Source organism: Streptomyces sp. STAM6, from assembly GCF_054963715.1.
Window position 1 is genome coordinate 1 of the sequence record NZ_JBUEFZ010000054.1, and the last position, 20,364, is coordinate 20,364.

The following is a 20,364-nucleotide window of genomic DNA, read 5'->3' on the forward strand; positions in this document are numbered from 1 at the left end:
GAGGCGCACGGCGTCTTCTCCCGTCGGCGCGGGAAAGTCAATTGTCTCGGAGAACAGGACGCGCAGGTGGTGCGCCCGGCGGCGTCCCGAGATGATCGGAAAGCTCTACGCGAACGCAACCCCGCTCAGCGGGGCCCTCGTGTACCTCATGGCCGTGCGGCGCGCCTGGAAAGCACCAGCGCGGTCTTCTACGGACTGTGGGCTTCCTCAGCCATCGGTCCTACAGCCCTGACCACTTGAGGCGGCAGCGAAATCCTCATCTATCGCTGCACCATCAACTCCGGTGGCATCGAGGCATGGTGTTCGGCCTGTTCTCCATGCTCGGCTACAACTTCTCCCTGCGCTTCCGGGACCTGGCAGACCAGCGGTTCTGGCGCGCGGAGATGTACCGGCGTCGCGACCGGCGGATCGATGCTGCGGACGGCCGCTCACGGTCATTCCCTTCGGGGACACCTTGGCCGGGCCCCTTGCCGAGCACTGATTTTCCGCCGCGAAGCCGGAGCGCCCCTCGCGGACGTCGGTCCGCGTCCGTGGAGTAGCTGACTGGTCCACGGCCGTGCCCGTGCTGGCCCCCCACGTAGGCCTGTTTCAACCCTTGAACCCGCCGCCCCTATAGAGCGAATCCGGCCATGATTCAGGACCAGAAGGCGCTTCGTCCGCCCCCTGCCGAGTCCGCCACATCTCCTCGGTGAGCGAGTTCGGAAATTCGAGTGGCGTATCGACCATCTCAGCGAGAGCTCGCATGGCTGCGATGATGCGAAGTTTTGCACCGTCAACCATCCCGACCGTACCAAGGCCGTCCCAGGTAAACCCCTCTCGAACCGTCCGTTCTACCACGTCGAGTTCGGCGATAATCCCTGCGACAAGTTGCTGGGCCTCACGCGGGCGTACGAAAATGATCTGCTTCTGAAGTGCGACGCGGCAGTCGCTCATCGATTCGAACATCGACTGTCGATGGAGTTGGGCATGATACCGGGTGAAAATGGACCGTCGGTAGCACAGGGACAGCACCTCTTCCACCCCCGTCACCTCGGCTTGTTCCGCCGCCCTCGCCTCTGATGGTTTGCCAAGTTTTTGAAACAGCAGCTTGGCAACGTGGTCCACATCGATGTTGCGGAGGTCGAGGTAGCCGACAGTAGGAAGCAGCCCGGGCAAATTGGTGTCATCCAGACGGAGCGGAAGGATGTAGGCGTCTCGGTCTCCCGAGAAGAGCGTTGCCGCAATGGCTGATCTTAATTCCAGCCGAGTCCAGACTTTATTGGCGTAGCTCCCCGAGACCAGGATGACGCAGTAGCGGGATTGTTCGCCATACACGGATCCCAGTCGTTGAGCCAGATCCTCCCCCCACAGATCCGCCTGGTAAAACGCGTCGTAGAAGACGCGGTAATTGCCGGCCAGAAGTCGCGTTGCAAGCTCCTCAGCCAACTGTCGGTCTTCACCTGCGAAGGAGATCGCGACATCGTACAGAATCTCGGTCATCCCGCCCTCGTTATGTGTCGGCTGAGCAGTGGGTGCAACGTCTCCAGCGTGGCACGCTGCGGGCCCGGCGACCAGCGTTACGCGAAGTTGGTCGGGTAGGCAGGCAGGTGGTTGTCCCGCCAACCAGGGACGTCCAGACTCTCGTCAGAGCGGCCGGCAGCCGAAGGGGCCGTTGCAGCCGGGTTCGAACGTCGTGCCGAGGTCGTACTTCGCGATCCCGAAAGGCTCAAAACTGGCATCGGCAAGGACGCGGTAGAGGAACTCAGAGGTGGACATGTCGTACCGTTGCCACTCGACAATTGACCCTGCAGACACCGAGCCGCCGTGCGGCCTGGACCGGGCCGGCCGGTCCCCTCAGCCCACACGTGGCTCGTTCGGTTCGGCACCTTCCACCAAGGTCCGCTTGGCCCTGGCGCACAACGCCAATGTCCAGGTCCGGGGGGAAGTCCCGTCGGGGTTGCGGTAGACCTACAACACATGTAGGGCCTGGTCCACGTCACGCTCCCGTATGGCGAGCGCATGCAATACGGCTTGGTCGCCGTGCCGGTCCCGGGCGGCGACAACGAGAACATCCACCGCGACAGCGAGCGCAGCGTCGGGCACTCGGCACGGCATCCACACTGAGGGCGAGGCAGTGGACCGGCCTACCGGTTCGAGGTCCGGTTGCAGGAGCGCTTCGGCGAGCTGCTGCAGCTGTCCCCCTTTTGGCCTTGACACTTGGTCCTGAGCATCTGCCGGACAGTCATCGGCAGGCGCTTTTCCTCAGTCGCACGAGCTCCAGTTCGCGCGCCGCGACCGCGACAAGCTCCGCCGAGTAGGCGAACGGCGCAGCTGCGCCGTCCGGCTGGGGCGGTGTGCCTGGCAACGCCTCGGTCCCTGCGTCCGGGGCCACCGCCGCGCGCGCCGTGCAGGTCTGTGCGCTGCTGATGCAGCGGCCGGCGAGCGCCCACGCAAGAAGGTCCGGCTGCCCGCGCCCCTGGTGTCGCCCGGGCAGCCCGCATCCCATGAGCCGCGTTCTGCCCGGGTGACGTGGTGACGGCAGGTACGGCTATCACCGCCGAGGACACGTGCGGGGTGGTCAGAAACGTTGAGGAGCAGTCGCAGTTCGAACCCGTGCGAGTTGAGTGCCGCCCGGCTCACCGGGTGAGGTGGCGTAGCCCGGGTGACCGGTCGCGGCATCCAGGTACAGGCCCGAGGTGCGGTCAGCCGGGCCCAAGGTGACAGCCGGAATCCAGGTCGGCTCCCACACGGTGATCCGGTCGGCTTCGGGGCGGCGGGCGTTGAGGGAGTCCTGGTGGGCCTGCGAGTCCATTTGCTGCCGGTAGAAGGCAGCTGCGGCGTCCAGGGACATCAAGGCCCGGTTACCGGGCAGGCAGCCTGCGCCGTCGACCCCGTCGTCACGTGCGGTCAACATCCACAAGGTGCGCAAGCTGGCCGGGACCTCGACGCTGAGGTCCTGTTCCAGGGCCGCGATGGCGGCCGGGCCGGCGCCTCGGCGGAGCGCGGCGTAAGAGTCGGGAGCGTTGCGCTGAAGCCAGCCGGTGATGCGCTGCCAGGCGTCGGCTACCACCCGTACGGTGACCGCTGCGGCGGCAGGATCGGCAGACTGGTTCTGATCCTCATCCCCGGCGTTCTCCGCAGACTCGGCTGGTTCGGCGGAAGGGGCTAAGTTCACATACCGGATCTCGATACGGTCAGGCTCGCTACGGCTGATAACGAGCGGCGAGGCACCGGATGGCGGGCCGCGGCCATACCGCGGGCGCGGTGGGCCGCTGATGCCGTCGGCGAAGGCGACGGCGGTGCTCTGTTCGCCGGTCTGCCGCTCGCGGCACGGGCGTCGGCAGCGGCGGGCGAGGGCGCGGACCGAGGCGGCCCCGGCCGCGAAGGTGGCCGTCTGCCGCGAGCGCGGGGCCACCTGGACGGTCGGGAGTCGAACATTGCGCCTCGGCGGTGCACTGCTCCCCAGCTCCACGAGCGAGCCTGGCATCGGCGGCGCACGCAGCGCGGCGGGGTGCGAGACGGCGCGAGCGGCGCCTGCGGGGTCGCTCCACGCGTCGGGAGGGTGCGCACTGGCGACCCGAAGGGCGTCCGATCGTGCCCAGTGACGGATGGCCGGGGCGACTTGGCGGCCCGGAAGGGTGTCACCCCCCGGTTTGTGGGGTGGGTGCGGATGCCCGCAATGGTCGGAGTGTGAGCCAGGAACACTCCGACGAGCTGGCAAGCTGCGGCGGAGTGGGTGTCGAGGATGAGCACGGCCCAGTGGTGTCGGCATACACGTGAACGTGGCTTTGGCAAGCTTTTCGTAGCCGGAGATCATCTCGGTGACACGGTCGCCCGGGCTGCGTAGCGTCGGCGGAGCGGGGCGATCAGGACGACGCGGTGGCGGAGCAGGGAGACACCGGCGCGTCCGGCCATGAGCCCTTCGGGCAGGTTGTGTCTTCGCAGTACAGGCGGCGCACGGGCCAGTCGATGCGGAGAGGTCGGCCTGCGACCGTGACGTCGGCGAGGCTCCGCACGCCGCGGCTGCGGCACCACGCGCTGAGCCGTGCGCATCCCCCACATGCCGCGGGTTCATCGGATCCCGATCGGGCGCGGACCGCCACCAGAGGATCGGACCCGACCGAGATCACCAACACACCAGACAACTGCGGTAACAGACTGGCCAGTGCAACAGAGCACAGTCACAGGCTGGGCGTCCTGTGGTTCCCAGCCGATCGTGTCACCGAGATGATCTCCGGCTGCGAGAACCTTGCCAGAGCCACGTTCACGTGTACGCCGACGGCCGCCGGCGAACGGCCAGGCTCTGCGTCAGGATGGGCGGCGGTCGGACCTCTCATCCGCGTCTCGTGAGGCACCCCTCGGGCCCGGTGACGCCACCCCCAGGTCATGCCTTGGGCAGGGGGACACAGTCAGGCCGGGCCCGGAGGCCGGCGGCCCTCTTGCAGGACCGCGACACACACAACTGTGATTGTTACGGCCAGCCCTGCTTCACCTTGGCGGGGGCAGTGTTCCAGTTCTTGGGTATGAAGGCGATCATGTAGGTTCCGCGGTCGAAGTCGGTGTAGCCGGCGGACCAGCTGCGGAACTTGCTTTCGTATACCTCCATGGGTCCCATGCCGCCTTCAGGGGAGTGGTAGTGATTGGCGTGGGTCCATATGGTGTTGTTGGCGTCTGCTTCTTTCTGGTCGCCGAACCAGCCGTAGTCGAAGTTGACGTAGCTTTCGCCGGGCTTGGCGGGGCTGCGTGAGGTGTTCCTGTCCGTCGACATGTCGACGAGGCCCGTGCTCGGGTTGGGGCGGAAAGCGTCCGGGTCGCCGTACTTTCTCTTGTCAGCGGGGCTCCAGGGGTCCTGTCCGCTCCAGAAATGCTTCGAGTAGATGACGGCCTTCATCTTGGACGGGTCGTAGTTGCCCCCGTTCTTGTCCCTGAAGGACGGAGTGTTCCTCAGGGCCGAGTAGAAGTTTGAGCGGCTGTCTTCGTTGGCCAGAGCGTCGTTGTTCTTCGTGAGCTCTGCCTTGAGGTTGTTCAGGTAGGCGTCCTCGGTGTGCGTGTTTTCCAGAGCCTTGTTCATGACGGCTGCCACATCACGAGCCCTGTTGAAGCCCTTGGTCTCGTCGAAGCTCTGCTTGGCGATGCGCCCTTCGAACTCGGCTCGCGTCTCACCGGGGCGGGGGCTGGTGTTCCCCAGAGCGTTCTTGTACTTGTTCTCGTCGAAGGACGCGAAGGCCAGCTTGTTCGTCGGGTAAGGGCCTGCATTGACCCAGGTGACGCCGACGCAGCCGTAGGACAGCTGCTCCCGCTGCTGCTCGGTCATCTGCTGCTTCTTGCCGTCGCGATGGCTGTAGGCCTGCTGCCACTTGCGTATGTAGTTGCTGATGCCGGTGGTGGCTCTGTCTCCCTGAGCCCGGTATGGGTCGGGCATGCGGTCGAGTGGCTCCGCGGCCGGCGTCACCCGGCCGCCGGCCGCTGCGGCGGCCCTGGGGGACTCCGTGGCACGAGGCAGCAACCCTGTGGAGGGCTTGCCCGGCTGACCCAGACTCAGAGCCTTCTCGTTCAGTGCGTTGATGCTCCTGATGTCATCCGCCGTCAGGCCGTGCTTCTCGGCGTAGGACCCCTTCTCGCCGGGGGTGACGCCGGCTGCGTGGCTGACCGACGGCGTGAGACCGGCGGTGCACAGCACGACGCTCACTGTGGTGAGGGCGAGAAAACCTGAACGTTTGTACTTCAAAATTCAAACTCCTCTGTGATGAGAAATTGACATGCGGGGACACGAGATGCCGACACGGCCGAGAAGGAAGAGGTGAATTGATCCACGGCGCCCACTCGCGCCTCGACGCCTCGGAAGCGACAGGAAGCAACAGGAAGCGAGGCCAAGAACCACAAGGATCAGTACGGGCGAGACAGCAACGGCAGGGTGGCCCACGCCGGCCCCGGGCGAACGGCCACACCGCACCTGGACCACGAGACTGCAGCGATAAGGGCCTGCGGCCCGTTCAGGCCGAGCCGACTGTATCGAATTGGCGTGCATGCGCCCGGAGTTGGGCCGGCCTGGTGCTTCCTTCCGCTTGAAACGGGGAATTGGCTAGTCGCATGCGGCTCCCGGGGGGAAAGGTCAGTTGCGCGAGAAGCGATCTTTTCCTGATGCCGATTGCCCGACAACACTGCGGCTTCAGATTCGGCCACTTCGTTCGTGAGCAGTATTCGGCCAGGCGTCCGGGCCTACCGGCACCGGTGCAGGCAGTGGCAGTGTCCTCTGACGCCTGCTGTACGGTCCTCGAGCGGGCTCACTGCCGGTGGTCTCGAGCACCTGGCGGGGCGGTCCGTTACGGCGCTGTCGGCCAGCACGGAACATGGCGTGCCACGGAGGCGCTCCGGACGTGCAAGCTGCCGTCGCCACGCTGCGCAGTCCCAACCGGCCGCGCCGCTGCCTGCTGGCAGGACCGCAAGATCTTCGCCACTCTCCCCGCCGGGCTTCGGCAGATTCGCTGCCCTGCCCGGCGATGTCGTACGCCGTCGTCCTGTGCAAAACGGCTGGTAAAGCCCTCTTCGCGCGGGGCGTGCGCGGTAGCGGTCCGAGCACCTGCTGAGAGCTGCTGCAGGGCCCTGGCCGCCCCCAGGCGAGGCAGGCGCCCGATGTGGCCGCCTCGCCCCAGCCGATCGCTCCCGTCGGAGGCCCCCGAAGAACACGTCGGGTTTTCGCGTCGGTCGACTCCCACAGGGCCGACTTCCCGCGGCCGTTGTCCGCACCGGCCGTTGCAGCGTTGAACGTGGAAAGTCACGGTTGAAGACCGTGTACCTCTGTCTCGTCGCACCTGGGTCGACCGTCCTCGCCGTCACCTTTCTCTCGGGCCGCTGGGCCGGCTGACTGGTGGCCGAATTCGCATCCAGCCTGGCCGCATGGCTGGCTCCATCGGCAAAGACTCCGGATCCGGACCCCAAAGCGCCGCACCCAACAGGGCAGCGCCGCTGGGCGACACGGCTCGTCCAGCGCCCAGGCAAAGCCCAGCCAACGAAGGCTTCTGTGGACAGGTGATTCCGTCGCGGAGGTGCAAGCCCCGCCCCTCCGCGCTGCGATGACGGCCGACGGCGAGGAGTTAGCGTCGACGGCTGACACGGGTGGCGGGACGGTGATCGGTGAGCTAGCAGAGTCCACATGGGAGTTGCCCGGCAAGACGTTGAGGTCCTTCAAACCGCCGACGTTTGCTGGTCGCGGATGCAGATGGTGGGCCGGGCGTGCACAAGCAGCGAGGCTGGGGGGCCAGTCTCTTGAAGGTGGGCCCGGTGGGTGGCCGGTATGTCGACGTCCTAAGCCGCCACGAGAAAGGAGGCATTCCACCGGGGGACCGAGCTGGACCGGACCTCTTGGGCGCTGATGTTCCCGTCCAGCCGACTTGTCCGCCAGGGGAAGTGTCGGCGATCCACCCCGGATGGAGGACGGAGGCGGTCCGCGGCATCTGGTGGGCTGACCTCACCTGGGGACGACACGCCTGAATAGGTGTCAATCTTCATGTCCGAACCTGAATTGTTCTAATTTCCGATCATTCGCCGTCTCTCCCCAGAAATGCCGAGGCCTGCCCCGCCATGCCCGACGGACAGAACCGTACGCACACGACGCTCCACCTCCGCGCGTGCACGCTGAGGATCTATGCCGCCACCGCAGTCGCGGCGTCGCTCGTCGCCTGTTCCGCCACCGGCACGCCCCGCGAGGCATACGCGCCCCTGGCGCGAGCGGGTGCGTCGGCTCCGTGGCCGGTGCCGACGCGGGACAACGCGGACGCGACTGTCACGCGGGCGCTCGGGCCAGTGAGGCGGGAGAGCAACATGCGGCTGGCCATGGCGGTGCGCGAGAGCTTGGGCGCGACTCTCACGCGGACGCTCAGACCGGTCCTGGCGGGCGGCGACACGCGGCTGGCGGTGGCGGTGCTCGACCTGGACAGCGCCGACCAGGAGATCGCGTCGTACGGGCCGGACGCGACATTCGACACAGCGAGCATCATCAAGGTGGGCATCCTCGTGGCATTGCTCCTGAAGGCACAGGACGAGAACCGTGAGCTCACACCCGCGGAGCGACGCCAAGCCGAGGCGATGATCCGGACGAGCGACAATGACGCCGCGGCCGTTTTGTGGCGGGCGATCGGCAAGGCAGAGGGCCTCGACGCGGCGAACGAGCGACTGGGCCTCTCCTCGACACAGGCCGGCCCCGGGATACGTTGGGGCCTCAGCCAGACGACCGCGACGGACCAGGTCAAGCTGTTGCGGGCGGTCTTTGCCCGAGAGCCGGTGGCCTCCGCCGCCCACTCGCCCGAGGGTCTGGGCCAAGCGTCCCGCGCCTACATCCGGGACCTGATGGGGCGAATCGCGAAGGACCAGGCCTGGGGGGTATCAGCGGCCGGCTCCCCCGGCTCCCAGTGGGCCCTCAAGAACGGCTGGCTGCAGCGGAGCACGACCGACCTGTGGGTCATCAACAGCGTCGGCCTTGTCGCGGTGCACGGGCGCCGCTATCTGGTTTCAGTCCTCAGCGGCGGCAACGCGTCGATGAAGAGCGGGATCGCGCTGGTCGAGCGGGCGGCGAGAGCGGCGATTGGGGCGGCCAGCGCGCACGCCCGTCCGTGGCCGCAGTGAGCGGTCCGGCGCGGCGCGGGACGCTGTTGCAACCCTGCCCTGCCACGTGCCTCGTCCGGGATGCTCTTTGACGGGTAAGGGCTGCTCCTGGAACCACATGTCGCTCGAATGCGGCAGTGCTGAGCCCTGGGCCATTCAGGGAACACTCAGCCCCATCCGAGGAGCATGCGTACAGGTTCTCTCATGGGGCCATTCCTGGCCGTCGACGCGCTCTCCGAGATGAGCAAGCGCAGCACACCGGCCCTGCTCATCTCGCTTGGAGCCGTGGGACCATCTCGTCGAAGCGCAGGGACGGCGGTGCTCAGGGCTTCCCCAGGGCCGGACCCAAAGGACACCGAGATGCCTGCCCCCTCCCCCGGAGTCGGACGCAGCCGCCGCTCGCTGACATCCCGCAGAAGCCGTGCTGGTTCGTGGATCAGGGCCCGACGCGGCTGACGACACGATGAAGGAGGCTGTAACGGGCACACACACCGACTTCATGGACGCTTCCACTGGCCGGATCACGGCAACCGAGGGGGGAGCGACGAACTGACTCGGCCGTTTCCACGAAGCATTGGGTCGTGCTCGGGCTCGCGGTCGGACTCACGCTCAGTGGCTGCGGCAGGCCGTCGGTACCCTCAGGGTTGGGCCGTCGCAGGGCCACTGGGCTCGCGTCCGATCAGTGCTTGGTCGGGGTGAGCGTGGACAGGTCAGAGTGCGCGCCGCAGAGCACCACGCACACGTTCTCTCCGTTGCCGGGGCGGTGGCGGCGGGTGGCCGTGACGGGGCGGGCCGGCAGGTCGCGGTCGAGCACATGAGGGTCCGTGCTGGTCAGGGCTGCCAGGGCGGTGGCAGCGCTGTGCTCGACTGCGACGCGCCGGTGGTCCCACAGCGCTTGGCGGGCCCGAGTGATCTCGTGGTCCGGCACCAGTACCGAGTGGACGCGAGCCTGCTGGGCGGCGGCGAGGGCCGTGGCGGATGTGCGGCGGGCGCCGAGGGAGTCAGCGGCGATCGAGTCGACGGGGACGTCGACCGGGTGTCCGGCTGCGAGCGCGGCGTTCAGGGCGCGACAGTTTTCGGGCTCCACCGCGACGGTGCGGATGCCGTGATAGTGGGCCGCGGTGGTGACGCCGGCGAACAGGCCACCACCGCCGACTGCGACCACCACGGTGTCGAGGCCGGGGAGCTGAAGGTTCGACTCGACGATCTGCACCGAGCGAAGATCCGGCTCGCTGATGAAGTGCTCGTAGTCGGCGACTACATCGGAGACAGCACCCGAGCCGAAATCGCCTACGCCCGGTCGCTGGGCAAGCCCGTGCGGTTCACGCACCCCGAAGTCGGCCCCGCGCCCTGACCGCCCACCCCCGCGCCCTCCGCAGGCACCCCTTGGATTGATCATCCAGTGCTCCCCGCACCCGGGGGCTGATCCCGCTTCTACGCCGGAAGGGTTGTTGTAGGGGATCATCACCGCCTTTCTCGCAGGCACCCCGCTCCGGCTGCTCCCGGGCGACTGACTCGCGTTGTCAGTGCCGTGCTGTTCACTTGGCCGCATGGACGCTTCCGCACTGCGCGCCCGTCTGAACGACGCCTGGCGCGCGCCCGAACTGCACTGCTCGCTGCCCACTCATGGGGCGGGGCATGTCTGTGTGCCCGGTGACGCGGAGGATCTGGCCGAGTTGGAGCGCGTCGCCGCGGACGTGGTCGACGGGCCGCGTCTGCCCGTGCGTGCCTGGGTCGTCGGGGGTGCGGCGGCGGGGGTGCCCGACGGTCCGCCGGTGGGCGGGGTCGGCGGGCTCCCCGTCGGCGGGAAGGGCGGGCTGCTGGAGCTGCGCGGGTGGGTGCTGGCCGAGCACTGGTTCGGATACGGAGTAACGGCCACCGCCGACGGCCCGCGCCTTGTCGCGGTCCTCGCCCGGCGCGCGTTCACCCGCCCGCCCGGTGTCGGGTGGGTGGAGTTGCTGCGGGAGGTCACCGGGTGGACGGAGCCCGATCGGCACGACGTCGACTGGGCCGCGACGGAAGCGGCGCTGGGCACCGCGCTGCCCGGTGACTACAAGGACATCGTCGACGCCTTCGGCGCGGGCAGCTTCGACGAGTACCTGGACCTGCTGGTGCCGGGTGCGCTGGGCACGGATCTGGTCTCCTGGGGCCGGGACATGGCGCGGTACGCCGACCTTTACCGGCCGTACCCGGTCCACCCCGCGCCTGGCGGGGTGCTCATATGGGGGACCTCCGAGCAGGAGCTGACCTTCCACTGGCTGACCGGACCGGCCGATCCCGACGACTGGCCGGTCCTGGTGCAGTACCTGGACGGTGAGTGGCAGCGCTTCGACTGCAGTACCGGCGAGTTCGTGCTGCGCCTGCTCACCGACCGCACCCCGCCGTTCTCCTTCCCGCCCTCCGCGGGACCGTTCCCCCACTGGTTCGCTTCATGGAAGCTGCCGGAGCACTGACCACTGCCGAAAGGCCCGCCGGTCCTCGGCTCAGGCGTCCGGCGTCATGTACATGCGTCGGCCTTCCACGACAGTCCAGAGCACCCACGTCGCAGCGATCTCCTCGGCATCCACCCGGCGGACATGTAGAAGACCCGCAGCAGGCGCCGGCAGTAGCTAGTGATCCGGACGCCGGAGTGCAGTGGTCACTGGAAGCGCGTCGCTCCCGGGGGGCTTCGGGCGGCCACGTCTCGAATCGGGCATCGAGGGCGCCGTGACCGGCGGCAAGGAGGTCACGAGGCGGCCCTTGCCTCCGACGTGACGGCATCGTACGCTCGCAGCACATACCGACTGGATGGTATGTCGTGCAAGCACGTCGATACGCGGCGACCGCGGCCTGCGTGGCTGCGCCTGCCGCCGATCCCACGCGACCGTCGAAGGAGCCGCCGAGGATGAGCAGCACCAACCACCAGGTACGCCTGGCCGCACGTCCCGTGGGAGAACCGCGCCCCACCGACTGGGAGCACGTCGAGGAGCCGACCGGAGAGCCGGGTGACGGCGAGTTCTTGGTGCAGGTGCTCTGCCTCTCGATAGACCCGGCGATGCGCGGCTGGATGAACGCGGGCAGGTCCTACATCCGCCCCGTGGAGATCGGGGAGGTCATGCGCGCCGGCGCGGTGGGACGGGTGATCGCCTCGCGGCACCCCGGGTTCGCGGTCGGCGACCACGTGTCGGGATCGTTCGGCGTGCAGGAGTACTGCGTGTCGGACGGCCGCGACGTGACCAAGGTCGATCCGGCGGCCGCTCCTTTGCCGACGTACCTCGGCGCTCTCGGCATGTCTGGGCTGACGGCCTACTTCGGCTTGATCGACATCGGGCGTCCCGAGCCCGGTCAGACGGTCGTCGTCTCCGGAGCGGCGGGGGCGGTCGGCAGCGTCGTCGGTCAGATCGCCAAGATCCTGGGCTGCCGCGTCATCGGCATCGCCGGCGGCGAGTCCAAGTGCCGGCTGGTGGTCGACGAGTTCGGGTTCGACGCCGCGATCGACTACCAGAAGGAGGACGTCCGCGCGGCGCTGGGCGAGCACGCCCCCCACGGCGTGGACGTGTACTTCGACAACGTCGGCGGGGATGTTCTGGACGCCGTGCTGCTGCGGCTTGCACGCGGTGCCCGCATCGTCGTCTGCGGCGCGATCTCCCAGTACAACAGCACCAAGCCGCAAGGCCCCGGCAACTACCTGTCACTGCTGGTGAACCGCGCCTCCATGACAGGAATGGTGGTGTTCGACTACGCCGACCGGTACACCGAGGGCGTCGCGCAACTGGCCACGTGGCGGGCGCAGGGGCGGCTGAAGTCTCTGGAGGACGTGGTGCCGGGCGGAGTGGCGGCGTTCCCCGAAACCCTGATGCGGCTCTTCCGTGGTGAGAACCACGGCAAGCTCGTGCTGAAGATCGCGGACTGACCGGGCGGAGGGGAGGGAGAGACCGGTGAAAGCACTGACCTACCACGGCCGTCACGACATCCGCTACGGCAATGTCCCCGACCCGGCCGTCACCAGGGCCACTGACGCGGTGGTGCAGGTGACCGCGGCCGGCATCTGCGGCAGCGACCTGCACATCTACCGCGGCAACCCGTTCAGCCCGGAACTGGGCTACACACCGGGACACGAGTGCGTCGGCGTGGTGGTCGACACCGGCGACCGGGTCACCGGCTTCAAGCCCGGCGACCGGGTTCTCGTGCCCGCCTCGGTCGGCTGCGGCCTGTGCCGGTCGTGCGCGGCCGGGTTCACCGCCCGCTGCGAGCGCGCGAAGTCCAGCATGGAGCTCTGCTACGGAGTGAGCCCGCAATTGCCGGGCAGCCAGGCACAGGCCCTGGCCGTGCCTTACGCCGACGTCAATCTGGTGCACGTGCCCGAGGACATCTCGGACGAGGCAGCCGTCGTCCTGACGGACAACGCCCCGACGGCTTGGTACGGCTGCCGCCGCGCCCGCATCCAGCCCGGCGAGACCGTGCTCGTCATCGGCCTCGGCCCGGTCGGTCTCATGGCCGCCCAGTCCGCCTTCGCCATGGGCGCCGCACGGGTGCTGGGTGCGGATCTGGTCGCCGAGCGACGTGCCTTCGCCGCCACCCTGGGTGTCGAGCCGGTCGAGGGCGAGGACACGAAGGCCGCCGTACGGGAGATGACCGGCGGACGCGGGCCGGACGCCGTGGTGGAGGCCGTGGGCTCGGACACCACCATCGAGCTCGCCCTGAAGGCCGTTCGACAGGCCGGCCGGGTGAGTGTCATCGGGGTCAGCCAGAGCAAGGCGTTCCCCTTCCACATGGGACTGGCGCAGATCAAGGAGCTGGAGTTCGCCATCGGGCTGTGCTCGGTGCACTACGAACTCCCACCCCTGATCGCCCTCACCCGTGCCGGCCGGATCAAGCCGGAGGTGGTCCTCTCCCACCGCTTCCCCCTCTCCGAAGGCCCGGCGGCGTACGAATTGTTCGCGGGCCGCTCCAAGGGCGTCCGTAAGATCCTTCTCGACCCCGCCCGCTGACCCTGCTGGTACGAAGGCAAGGCTCCCTCTCATACAGGGCACTTTCTGGCGGTGCGGCCCATGGGCGGCCGCGACCGTACGATCCCGTCACCGTGGCCGAACCGCAGCACCGGGCTACGGGGCGGGGTCGCACGTGCCGGCCCCGCCAGTTGTCTGATCGAAACACGCGGCATCGTGAACGCCCATGTTCCGCGGAACGCCTGGTCGCTCCTGGACTCTTGGGCGAGATGGCCGGTCCCGAGCAGGAGTAGGACGGGCTCCGGTCTGCTTCCTCTTCCTTCTGGCCGACCCACGCTGCCGGGGACCTCACCTGCGAGGTCCCCGACAGCGCCTCCCCCGCTCGTGGCGGTGCCCGCAGCGGCAGGGCGCAGGCAGCCTTTTCTGGACCGAGTAATCACTGCCCACCGCCGCCCGCACCGGCGTCGAGGATTCCGCAGCCAAGGGACGCGGCTCGGCCGGCTCAGCCGAGCAGTTGCGCGCTGCCGGCCGGTTCGCTCCGCTGCTGTCCATTGATGCGGTGCCGCTCGATGGACGAGCGCCGGTACACCTCCTGCCGCACCCGCTGGATCTCGCCGATGGGCCGGTGCTCCTCCCGTGAGCGCCACGGTGTGATCGACGTGGCGTCGGCGGCCGCCACGTTGTCGTCTCCGCCGATGTCCTGACGCGGGAGGTCCACACGGGCGACGGTCACCCAAGGGGACAACTCTTCGGGCCACTTCACGGAGGTGTTGTCCACCGGCATGCGCGCCAGATCGGTGTTGAGCTGCACCTGGAGTTCGAAGGAGTGCTCGCGCTCCGCCGCCTCGGCCACCAGGGTGCGGCGGAACGCCTCGTTGTCCGCGTGCACGTCCACGATCTGGTGCGCGAGGGCGGCCAGGGATTCGGCCGTCGGCACCGTGCGGATCTTGGCGATGTGATCGCCGTACCGGAAGGCACCCATGCTGTTGTAGGTGTACGACAGCAGGTTCCTGCGCGGCACGGTAGTGAACGAGAGCATGGCGAACAGTTCGTCCCACAGCCAGCCGTCGGGGTCGGTGAGCGCACCCCGGCGGGTCAGGAACTCGGCCATCCAGGTCTTGCGGCGGGCGGGGTTTGCCAGGCCCTCGGGCAGTTCCGCGAACAACTCCTCGATGACCATGTAGTCGTAGGCGGTGTTCGCGAAGAAGACTTCGTTGTTGATCAGGTTGAGGTCGAAGGTACCGGTGTCCGGTTCGTCGGCCAGCAGTGTGGGGCCGGGAACCCCGAACATCTTGATGCCCATCCCGCATGCCGCGCCCAGCTGGTGGTCGGGACGCTGATGGCCCAGACCGTTGGAGTAGCGGACGACGGCGTCGTACTCGGCGGGCCGGGCGAAGATGCCCTGCCCGTGGAAGCCGGGGTTGTCACCGACGGTGATCGTGGCCCTGAGGAGGCCATAGGTCTTTCCGTGGGCGGTGCGGACGGCGCGACCGACGGCCTCTCGCTCGACCGAGGCGCCGGTGCGCTGTGCCACCTGGGCGACGACGGCGTCCAACTCCTGCTGATAGGTGGGCCGTTCAACGGGGCGGTAATCCTCGTAGCGGACGGGATCCATGGTGCTGCCTCCTGTGATGGTGCCGTTGATCTTAGACGTTAGCCAGCAATTAAATTGTGCACAACATAACCTGCTGTGATGAACCACACGCCGACGACGGCAACCACGTGAGAGGCCCCGCACTCGCGGGGGCGATGCACGCGAGGCCCACCGTTCAGGGCACCCGCAGTCTCATGGGCGCCCGCGGCGGGTGGAGGCCAGGACCTGGCCCGTTGTGACGAAGGGGTCGTCATGGCCGTCCTTCAGCGGCACGGCCCCCCGGACTCCGGCGCCGCAACGGCGGCGTCGCCGAGGGCGGCGGCCGTCCTGCCGACCGTTGGCCGTCGGCACAGGGGCGTCGGCGGTGGCACCGCGCTGACGCACTCCCTGTTCCTGCGTAGGTTCACGCGCACCGGCCGGCTCGCCATCCTCTGCTGCGGCGCGGCCGGCGGCCTGCCGCTCATGGTCTTCTTCACGGCCGTTTCGGGCACGCCGTCCGCCGTCTTCCCGAATGGCGGCTTCGACCTGTTCCCCATGCAGACCACCGGACTGGTCCCCATTCCGGTCGGCCACCTCGCAGGACGGCCGGGCAGCCGCTCCGACCAGGCGCCGTGCCGCCGGCGGCCGTGAGCACCGGTGTCTGTACGAAGAGCGAGGCACCGCGCTCGCCGCAGCCGACCGCGGCGGCATGGGCGGGCCGGCTCCGGGCGGCCTCCGTGCCGACCGCGAAGACGGTCAGACAGGCGTGCCGGTCAGCGATTGTTCGGTCCACACCGTCTTGCCCTCCCGGGTGTAGCGAGTACCCCAGCGTTCGGTCATCTGGGCCACCAGGAACAGGCCCCGCCCGCCCTCGTCGGTCGTACGGGCGTGACGCAGGTGGGGTGAGGTGTGGCTGGTGTCGCTGACCTCGCACATCAGACACCGCTCACGGATCAACCGCAGGGTCGCAGGACCGCCGGCGTAACGGTGGACGTTGGTGACCAGTTCGCTGGCGATCAACTCGGTGGTGAACGCCAGGTGCTCCAGTCCCCACTCGGTCAGCTTGGCCGTGGTCAACGCCCTGGCACGGGCGGCGCTGGCAGGCCCCGGCGGCAGCTGCCAGGAGGCGACGGCGTCCGACGGCAGCATGCGCGTGCGGGCGATCAGCAACACGACGTCGTCGCTGGGGCGCGAGGGAACCAGGGCGTCGACCACCTCTTGGCATGTGCGTTCCAGTGCCGCCGCAGGGCGGGTGAGCGCCCCGCACAGCTTCGTCAGGGCGACGTCGGCATCGATGTGGCGTTCGCCGATGATTCCATTGCTGTACAGACACAGCAGGCTTCCCTCGGCCAATTCGATGTCCCGGGCCTCGAACGGCAGACCGCCCAGGCCGAGCGGTGGGCACGCGGGCAGATCGAGCAGAGCCACCTGACCGTCCGGAGCGGTCACCACGAGCGGCGGATGACCGGCGCGGGCCACGGAGCAGCGGCCGGAGACCGGGTCGTACACGGCGTACAGGCAGGTGGCGCCGACGACCTGCTCCCCCACGGAGCGTTCGCCGGCTGCTTCCTGTTCGGCCGCCAGCAGGGTGACCAGGTCGTCAAGACGGGAGAGGACCTCGTCCGGTTCCAGGTCGAGGCTGGCGAGCGTGTGGACGGCGGTGCGCAGCCGGCCCATGGTCGCGGCGGCATGGATGCCGCGACCCACCACGTCGCCGACCACCAGCGCCACCCGGGCCCCGGACAGGGGGATGACGTCGAACCAGTCGCCGCCCAGACCCGGACCGGCGCTGGCCGGCAAGTACCGTAGGGCCACCTCGACGGCCGACTGGTCCGGAACCGCCCGGGGCAGCAGGCTGCTCTGCAAGGCGAAAGCGGTCTGCTGCTGCTGGGTGAAACGCCGGGCGTTGTCGATCGCGACGGCGGCGCGCGAGGCGAGTTCCTGAGCGAGGGTGAGATCGTCCGCCTCGAAGGCATCGGGGCGGCGCGAGCGCCACAGGGTCATCACTCCGAGCACCAGGCCACGTGCGGCAAGAGGTACCACTATCAGTGAGTGCGCACCGGGATCCGGAGCGTGGGCATCCTGTCGATCTTCCGCCGAGTACCAGTCGGGCGGGACAACCGGCTCCAGGACGGGCCGTCCCTCGGCCAGGCATCCGGCCTGCGGCGTGTCGGGCCCGAACTCAACGGGCTCGCCGTAGGGGTGGGGCGGGCCGGGTTGCTGGGCACCGACGCTGCAGTTCCCCAGTCGGACCACGGGCCCCGCAATGGCGCGTGTCGGTTCCTCGCCGTGCGTGACCGGCTGAAGCAGGTCCACGGACGCATGGTCGGCGAGGTCGGGCACCATGACCTCGGCGAGTTCCCGCGCGGTCTCGGCCACGTCGAGAGTGGTACCGATACGGCTGCCGACCTGGTCGAGAAGTGCGAGCCGACGCTGGGCCCGATGGCGTTCGGTGATGTCCTCGATCATCTCGGCCACACCCAGGATGCGGCCCGCGGGGTCTTCCATCCGGAAGGACGACACCAACGCGACCCGCTCGCGTCCCGGATCCTGCTCCAGGCGAACGAACTGCTCGGAGTAGACCAGGGGTCTTCCGGTTTCCATCACCCGGTGCACCCGGTCCACAGCCTTGCGCGCGTCGTCGGCGAGGAGCATCCGCCCGCTGGGCAGCCCCCGGAAGTCTGCCGCCGGGACGCCGCTGAACCGTTCGATGGCGCGGTTGACGCGGAGAATCCGCAGGTCGGGACCGTGGACGACCAAGCCGATCGGGCACTGGCGGTACAATCCGGCGAGAACCGCGCGGTCCCTTTGCGATTCGAGGACGTCACCCGCGAGTGCCCCCGCCAGGACCCACTCACGGACCTGGCCGTCGCGGGACAGCTCATGAGCCCTGAGCCCCAGCTCCACGAGCTGTCCGTCACGGTGGCGCAATCTGAGGACTCCCACCCAGCTGCCGGCCCTGCGGCAGCTCGCGGCGGCCTCAGTGGCAGCCGGCAGATCACGAGGATCGACAAGGAGTTCGAACGCCGGACGACCGATCACGGCTGTGTCCGGGTGGCCGAGCAGTTCCTGAGCCCGCCGGTTCCATCCGACCACCACTCCCTGGTCGTCGAGCACCGCCGAGGCGGCGAGGTGTGGGGCGAACGGATCGTCGTGGCTTGCGCTGAGCTCCGTCATCGGCTTCCCCAATGGACACCGTCGTGTACTCGGTCGCCGAGGTCCTGCCGCGGTCCCCGACCGTGGCCGGTGACCGGCATGACGGCGTTCGTTGCGGTGGCTCGGCAGCCGAATGCGCGCGACCTGCTGACCATGCAAGCCTATGGAAATCACGCGGAGGCCGCAGCCTCGCGCGCCGCGTGGCGTGGCGGGCGCGAGAGATGTACGTCCGGCACGGCGGCGCCCTCAGGGCGAACCGCTGCGGGACCTCGCCCGGCGCAGGGCTGCCGGGCCCGGCGGACGTGTCCCCGCCCCGCGTGCCTCCGAGACCCGGCTGAGCTCCCCCGGCGCGTCCCGTGCGTCGAGGCCGGTGCCGCACGGCTCCCGAATCGGCGCAGCCGGTCGCGGACGATCCCGGCTCGGGCCCGCGGGCTACGGGCGGCGCCACGGGTGGCCGTCCGACGCCACGGAGGGGCCTTCCCCGGTCCGGGTGCCCCCGCGTCCCGCGACGGCGCCGCAACAGTCGCCCGCCTACGGCGATTCCTGAGCAGCTTGTACGTTCTCTCACCTGCTGTGTCTCCGAGGAGGGTGCCCCGTGGCCCCGCCGGCCTGTTCGTCCCGGACCTGCTCGCCATGCCGCCGGCCGCGAGGCCTCGGCCCAGCGGGCTCGGCCCGGCCCGGCCCGGCCCAGCAGGCCTCGCGTTCCACCTCGCTCGCATACCGCTCGGTCGCCGCGGCACCGCTTGGGAGGCGACCGAAGCCGTCAAGAACTCCTGAGCCCTCCGGTGACGGGCGGGGGCGGTCCCGAGTGATCAGGGCATCGACCGGGACCGCCCCCGCCGGCTCACTTCGCCAGCGGGCCGAACTCCTTGCGGGTGTCCACCGGCTTGCCGAACAGCTGCCACCGCTCGCCCTTGAACCGCATCAGCTGCATCGTCTCGATCGGGAAGGCGTCATCGGACCCGGTCGAGAGCGTGACACCGGGCAGCAGCATGCCCACCTCGACGTCCTTGAGGTTGCGCACCGCGTCCCGCAGCCCCTCCCTCGTCGGACACTTCATCCCGTCCAGTGCCTTGTGCAGGCTGGAGGCGGCGGCCCAGCCGTAGGCGTTGAGCTGGTTCGCCGGGTCGGAGTCGGGCGCGTGCTTGCGCAGCGCGTCCCGGTACGTCTTCATCTCCGCGTCGGCGGCCCACTGCGGATCGGCGGGGTCCTTGAAGTAGGTCGCCGAGACCACGCCTTGGACATTCTTGAACCCGACGGGCTTGAGCACGGTGGCGGACGAGGACACGTTGTTCACGATGTGCAGCGGATTCCACTTGGTGTTCTTGGCATCGGCGGCGAGAGCCTGGCTGCCGAACTTCGGCGTGGTGATGTCGAGCAGCACATCCGCCTTGGACCGGGCGAGGCTCGTCATCTGTGCCGAGACGGACGGGTCGGTGACCTCGTAGCTCTCCTCGGCGACCACCTTGATACCGCCGTCGGCGATGGCCGCCTTGAACCCGCCGAGCAGATCCTTGCCGAAGTCGTCGTTCTGGTAGAGGACGGCGACCTTGGCCTTGGGCTTCTCCTCCTTGAGGTACTTGGCGTACACCCTTGCCTCGGCGATGTAGTTGGGCTGCCAGCCGGAGGTCCACGGGTGGTCGCCGTCCGTGCCCCAGACGGACGCGCCGGTGGCGACGAAGGGCTGCGGCACCTTGCGCTTGTTGAGGTAGTCCCACACGGCGGCCGTGGACGGGGTGCCCAGGGTCTGGAAGACGGCGAAGACCTTCTCCTGCTCGACGAGTCTGCGGGCCTCTTCGACCGCCTTGGGCGGCTGGTAGCCGTCGTCGCGCACGGTGAAGTCCACCGTGCGGCCGTCGATGCCGCCCTTTTCGTTGACGTGCTTGAAGTAGGCGCTCACACCCTTGCTGATCGTGCCGTAGGCGGAGGCCGGTCCCGACAGCGGGTAGATGCCGCCGAGCTTGATGGTCTTGTCGGTGATTCCGGTGGTCTGCTGGCCCCGGCACGCTCCGTCGGCGGCGGCGTCCTTGTCTTCCTGCCCACGCTGGCTGTTGCAGGCTGTGGCGAGGAGCAGGGCGGCGGACGCGGCCGCGGCCGCCCGCAGAGTGGTCGTCTTGCGCATGTGGT

At 68.8% G+C, this 20,364-nt stretch carries 13 protein-coding genes and 3 pseudogenes; 7 read left to right on the plus strand and 9 right to left on the minus strand.

All coding sequences use genetic code 11. From position 1 onward, the window contains the following. Nucleotides 1-296: 296 nt before the first annotated feature. Nucleotides 297-386, plus strand: a pseudogene (locus tag ACY34K_RS32250) (Tn3 family transposase); the annotation flags it as partial. Nucleotides 387-588: 202 nt separating this feature from the next. Here ACY34K_RS32250 and ACY34K_RS32255 read toward each other — a convergent pair. The 5 genes from ACY34K_RS32255 to ACY34K_RS32275 form a co-directional block, all read right to left on the minus strand. Then, nucleotides 589-1,479, minus strand: a complete 891-nt coding sequence (locus tag ACY34K_RS32255; RefSeq protein ID WP_462753520.1) for a TIR domain-containing protein — start codon at nt 1,477-1,479, stop codon at nt 589-591. Nucleotides 1,480-1,623: 144 nt separating this feature from the next. Next, complete coding sequence (locus ACY34K_RS32260) at nt 1,624-1,755, minus strand: hypothetical protein (RefSeq protein ID WP_462753522.1); 132 nt, start codon at nt 1,753-1,755, stop codon at nt 1,624-1,626. 802 nt (nt 1,756-2,557) lie between these two features. Continuing rightward, nucleotides 2,558-3,394, minus strand: coding sequence for an SMI1/KNR4 family protein (locus ACY34K_RS32265; RefSeq protein ID WP_462753524.1), 837 nt, complete (start codon nt 3,392-3,394; stop codon nt 2,558-2,560). 451 nt (nt 3,395-3,845) lie between these two features. Then, nucleotides 3,846-4,115 carry a transposase family protein gene (locus ACY34K_RS32270; RefSeq protein ID WP_462753526.1) on the minus strand — a complete coding sequence of 90 codons (270 nt, stop codon included), beginning with the start codon at nt 4,113-4,115 and terminating at the stop codon, nt 3,846-3,848. A gap of 335 nt (nt 4,116-4,450) precedes the next feature. Then, nucleotides 4,451-5,707, minus strand: a complete 1,257-nt coding sequence (locus ACY34K_RS32275) for a protein-glutamine gamma-glutamyltransferase (protein WP_462753528.1) — start codon at nt 5,705-5,707, stop codon at nt 4,451-4,453. Nucleotides 5,708-7,800: 2,093 nt separating this feature from the next. Between ACY34K_RS32275 and ACY34K_RS32280 the strand changes: the two genes are divergently transcribed. Next, nucleotides 7,801-8,601, plus strand: coding sequence for a serine hydrolase (locus ACY34K_RS32280; protein WP_462753530.1), 801 nt, complete (start codon nt 7,801-7,803; stop codon nt 8,599-8,601). Between the two features lie 658 nt (nt 8,602-9,259). On the opposite strand, the pseudogene ACY34K_RS32285 reads toward ACY34K_RS32280, so the two are convergent. Then, nucleotides 9,260-9,781: pseudogene (locus ACY34K_RS32285) on the minus strand (pyridoxal-phosphate dependent enzyme); the annotation flags it as partial. On the opposite strand from ACY34K_RS32285, the pseudogene ACY34K_RS32290 reads away from it, so the two are divergent. The 4 genes and pseudogenes from ACY34K_RS32290 to ACY34K_RS32305 all read left to right on the plus strand — a co-directional run. Next, nucleotides 9,752-9,934, plus strand: a pseudogene (locus ACY34K_RS32290) (hypothetical protein); the annotation flags it as partial. The pseudogenes ACY34K_RS32285 and ACY34K_RS32290 overlap by 30 nt on opposite strands. A 196-nt stretch (nt 9,935-10,130) precedes the next feature. Next, nucleotides 10,131-11,033 carry a hypothetical protein gene (locus ACY34K_RS32295; protein ID WP_462753532.1) on the plus strand — a complete coding sequence of 301 codons (903 nt, stop codon included), beginning with the start codon at nt 10,131-10,133 and terminating at the stop codon, nt 11,031-11,033. A gap of 431 nt (nt 11,034-11,464) precedes the next feature. Beyond that, nucleotides 11,465-12,472: an NADP-dependent oxidoreductase gene (locus ACY34K_RS32300; RefSeq protein ID WP_462753534.1), complete on the plus strand. Its 1,008-nt coding sequence runs from the start codon at nt 11,465-11,467 to the stop codon at nt 12,470-12,472. Between the two features lie 25 nt (nt 12,473-12,497). Then, nucleotides 12,498-13,550 carry an alcohol dehydrogenase catalytic domain-containing protein gene (locus ACY34K_RS32305; protein WP_462753536.1) on the plus strand — a complete coding sequence of 351 codons (1,053 nt, stop codon included), beginning with the start codon at nt 12,498-12,500 and terminating at the stop codon, nt 13,548-13,550. Between the two features lie 460 nt (nt 13,551-14,010). Here ACY34K_RS32305 and ACY34K_RS32310 read toward each other — a convergent pair whose 3' ends face one another. Then, the gene (locus tag ACY34K_RS32310; RefSeq protein ID WP_462753538.1) at nt 14,011-15,123 is read right to left on the minus strand and encodes a catalase family protein; all 1,113 of its coding nucleotides are present in this window, start codon (nt 15,121-15,123) and stop codon (nt 14,011-14,013) included. A 231-nt stretch (nt 15,124-15,354) separates the two neighbouring features. On the opposite strand from ACY34K_RS32310, the gene ACY34K_RS32315 reads away from it, so the two are divergent. Then, a complete protein-coding gene (locus tag ACY34K_RS32315) occupies nt 15,355-15,732 on the plus strand; it encodes a hypothetical protein (RefSeq protein ID WP_462753540.1) in 378 nt (125 codons plus the stop codon). Between the two features lie 105 nt (nt 15,733-15,837). Here ACY34K_RS32315 and ACY34K_RS32320 read toward each other — a convergent pair whose 3' ends face one another. Next, complete coding sequence (locus tag ACY34K_RS32320; protein WP_462753542.1) at nt 15,838-18,258, minus strand: SpoIIE family protein phosphatase; 2,421 nt, start codon at nt 18,256-18,258, stop codon at nt 15,838-15,840. A gap of 823 nt (nt 18,259-19,081) precedes the next feature. Further along, entirely contained in the window at nt 19,082-20,359 is a 1,278-nt protein-coding gene (locus tag ACY34K_RS32325; RefSeq protein ID WP_462753544.1) for an ABC transporter substrate-binding protein, read from the minus strand. Nucleotides 20,360-20,364 lie beyond the last annotated feature (5 nt).

What these genes read in the sequence shown, in the direction of transcription:
- ACY34K_RS32255 (WP_462753520.1), bottom strand. Translation starts at nt 1,479, where the DNA reads ATGACCGAGATTCTGTACGATGTCGCGATCTCCTTCGCAGGTGAAGAC.
- ACY34K_RS32260 (WP_462753522.1), bottom strand. Translation starts at nt 1,755, where the DNA reads ATGTCCACCTCTGAGTTCCTCTACCGCGTCCTTGCCGATGCCAGTTTT.
- ACY34K_RS32280 (WP_462753530.1), top strand. Translation starts at nt 7,801, where the DNA reads ATGCGGCTGGCCATGGCGGTGCGCGAGAGCTTGGGCGCGACTCTCACG.
- ACY34K_RS32295 (WP_462753532.1), top strand. Translation starts at nt 10,131, where the DNA reads ATGGACGCTTCCGCACTGCGCGCCCGTCTGAACGACGCCTGGCGCGCG.
- ACY34K_RS32300 (WP_462753534.1), top strand. Translation starts at nt 11,465, where the DNA reads ATGAGCAGCACCAACCACCAGGTACGCCTGGCCGCACGTCCCGTGGGA.
- ACY34K_RS32310 (WP_462753538.1), bottom strand. Translation starts at nt 15,123, where the DNA reads ATGGATCCCGTCCGCTACGAGGATTACCGCCCCGTTGAACGGCCCACC.
- ACY34K_RS32315 (WP_462753540.1), top strand. Translation starts at nt 15,355, where the DNA reads ATGGCCGTCCTTCAGCGGCACGGCCCCCCGGACTCCGGCGCCGCAACG.
- ACY34K_RS32320 (WP_462753542.1), bottom strand. Translation starts at nt 18,258, where the DNA reads ATGACGGAGCTCAGCGCAAGCCACGACGATCCGTTCGCCCCACACCTC.
- ACY34K_RS32325 (WP_462753544.1), bottom strand. Translation starts at nt 20,359, where the DNA reads ATGCGCAAGACGACCACTCTGCGGGCGGCCGCGGCCGCGTCCGCCGCC.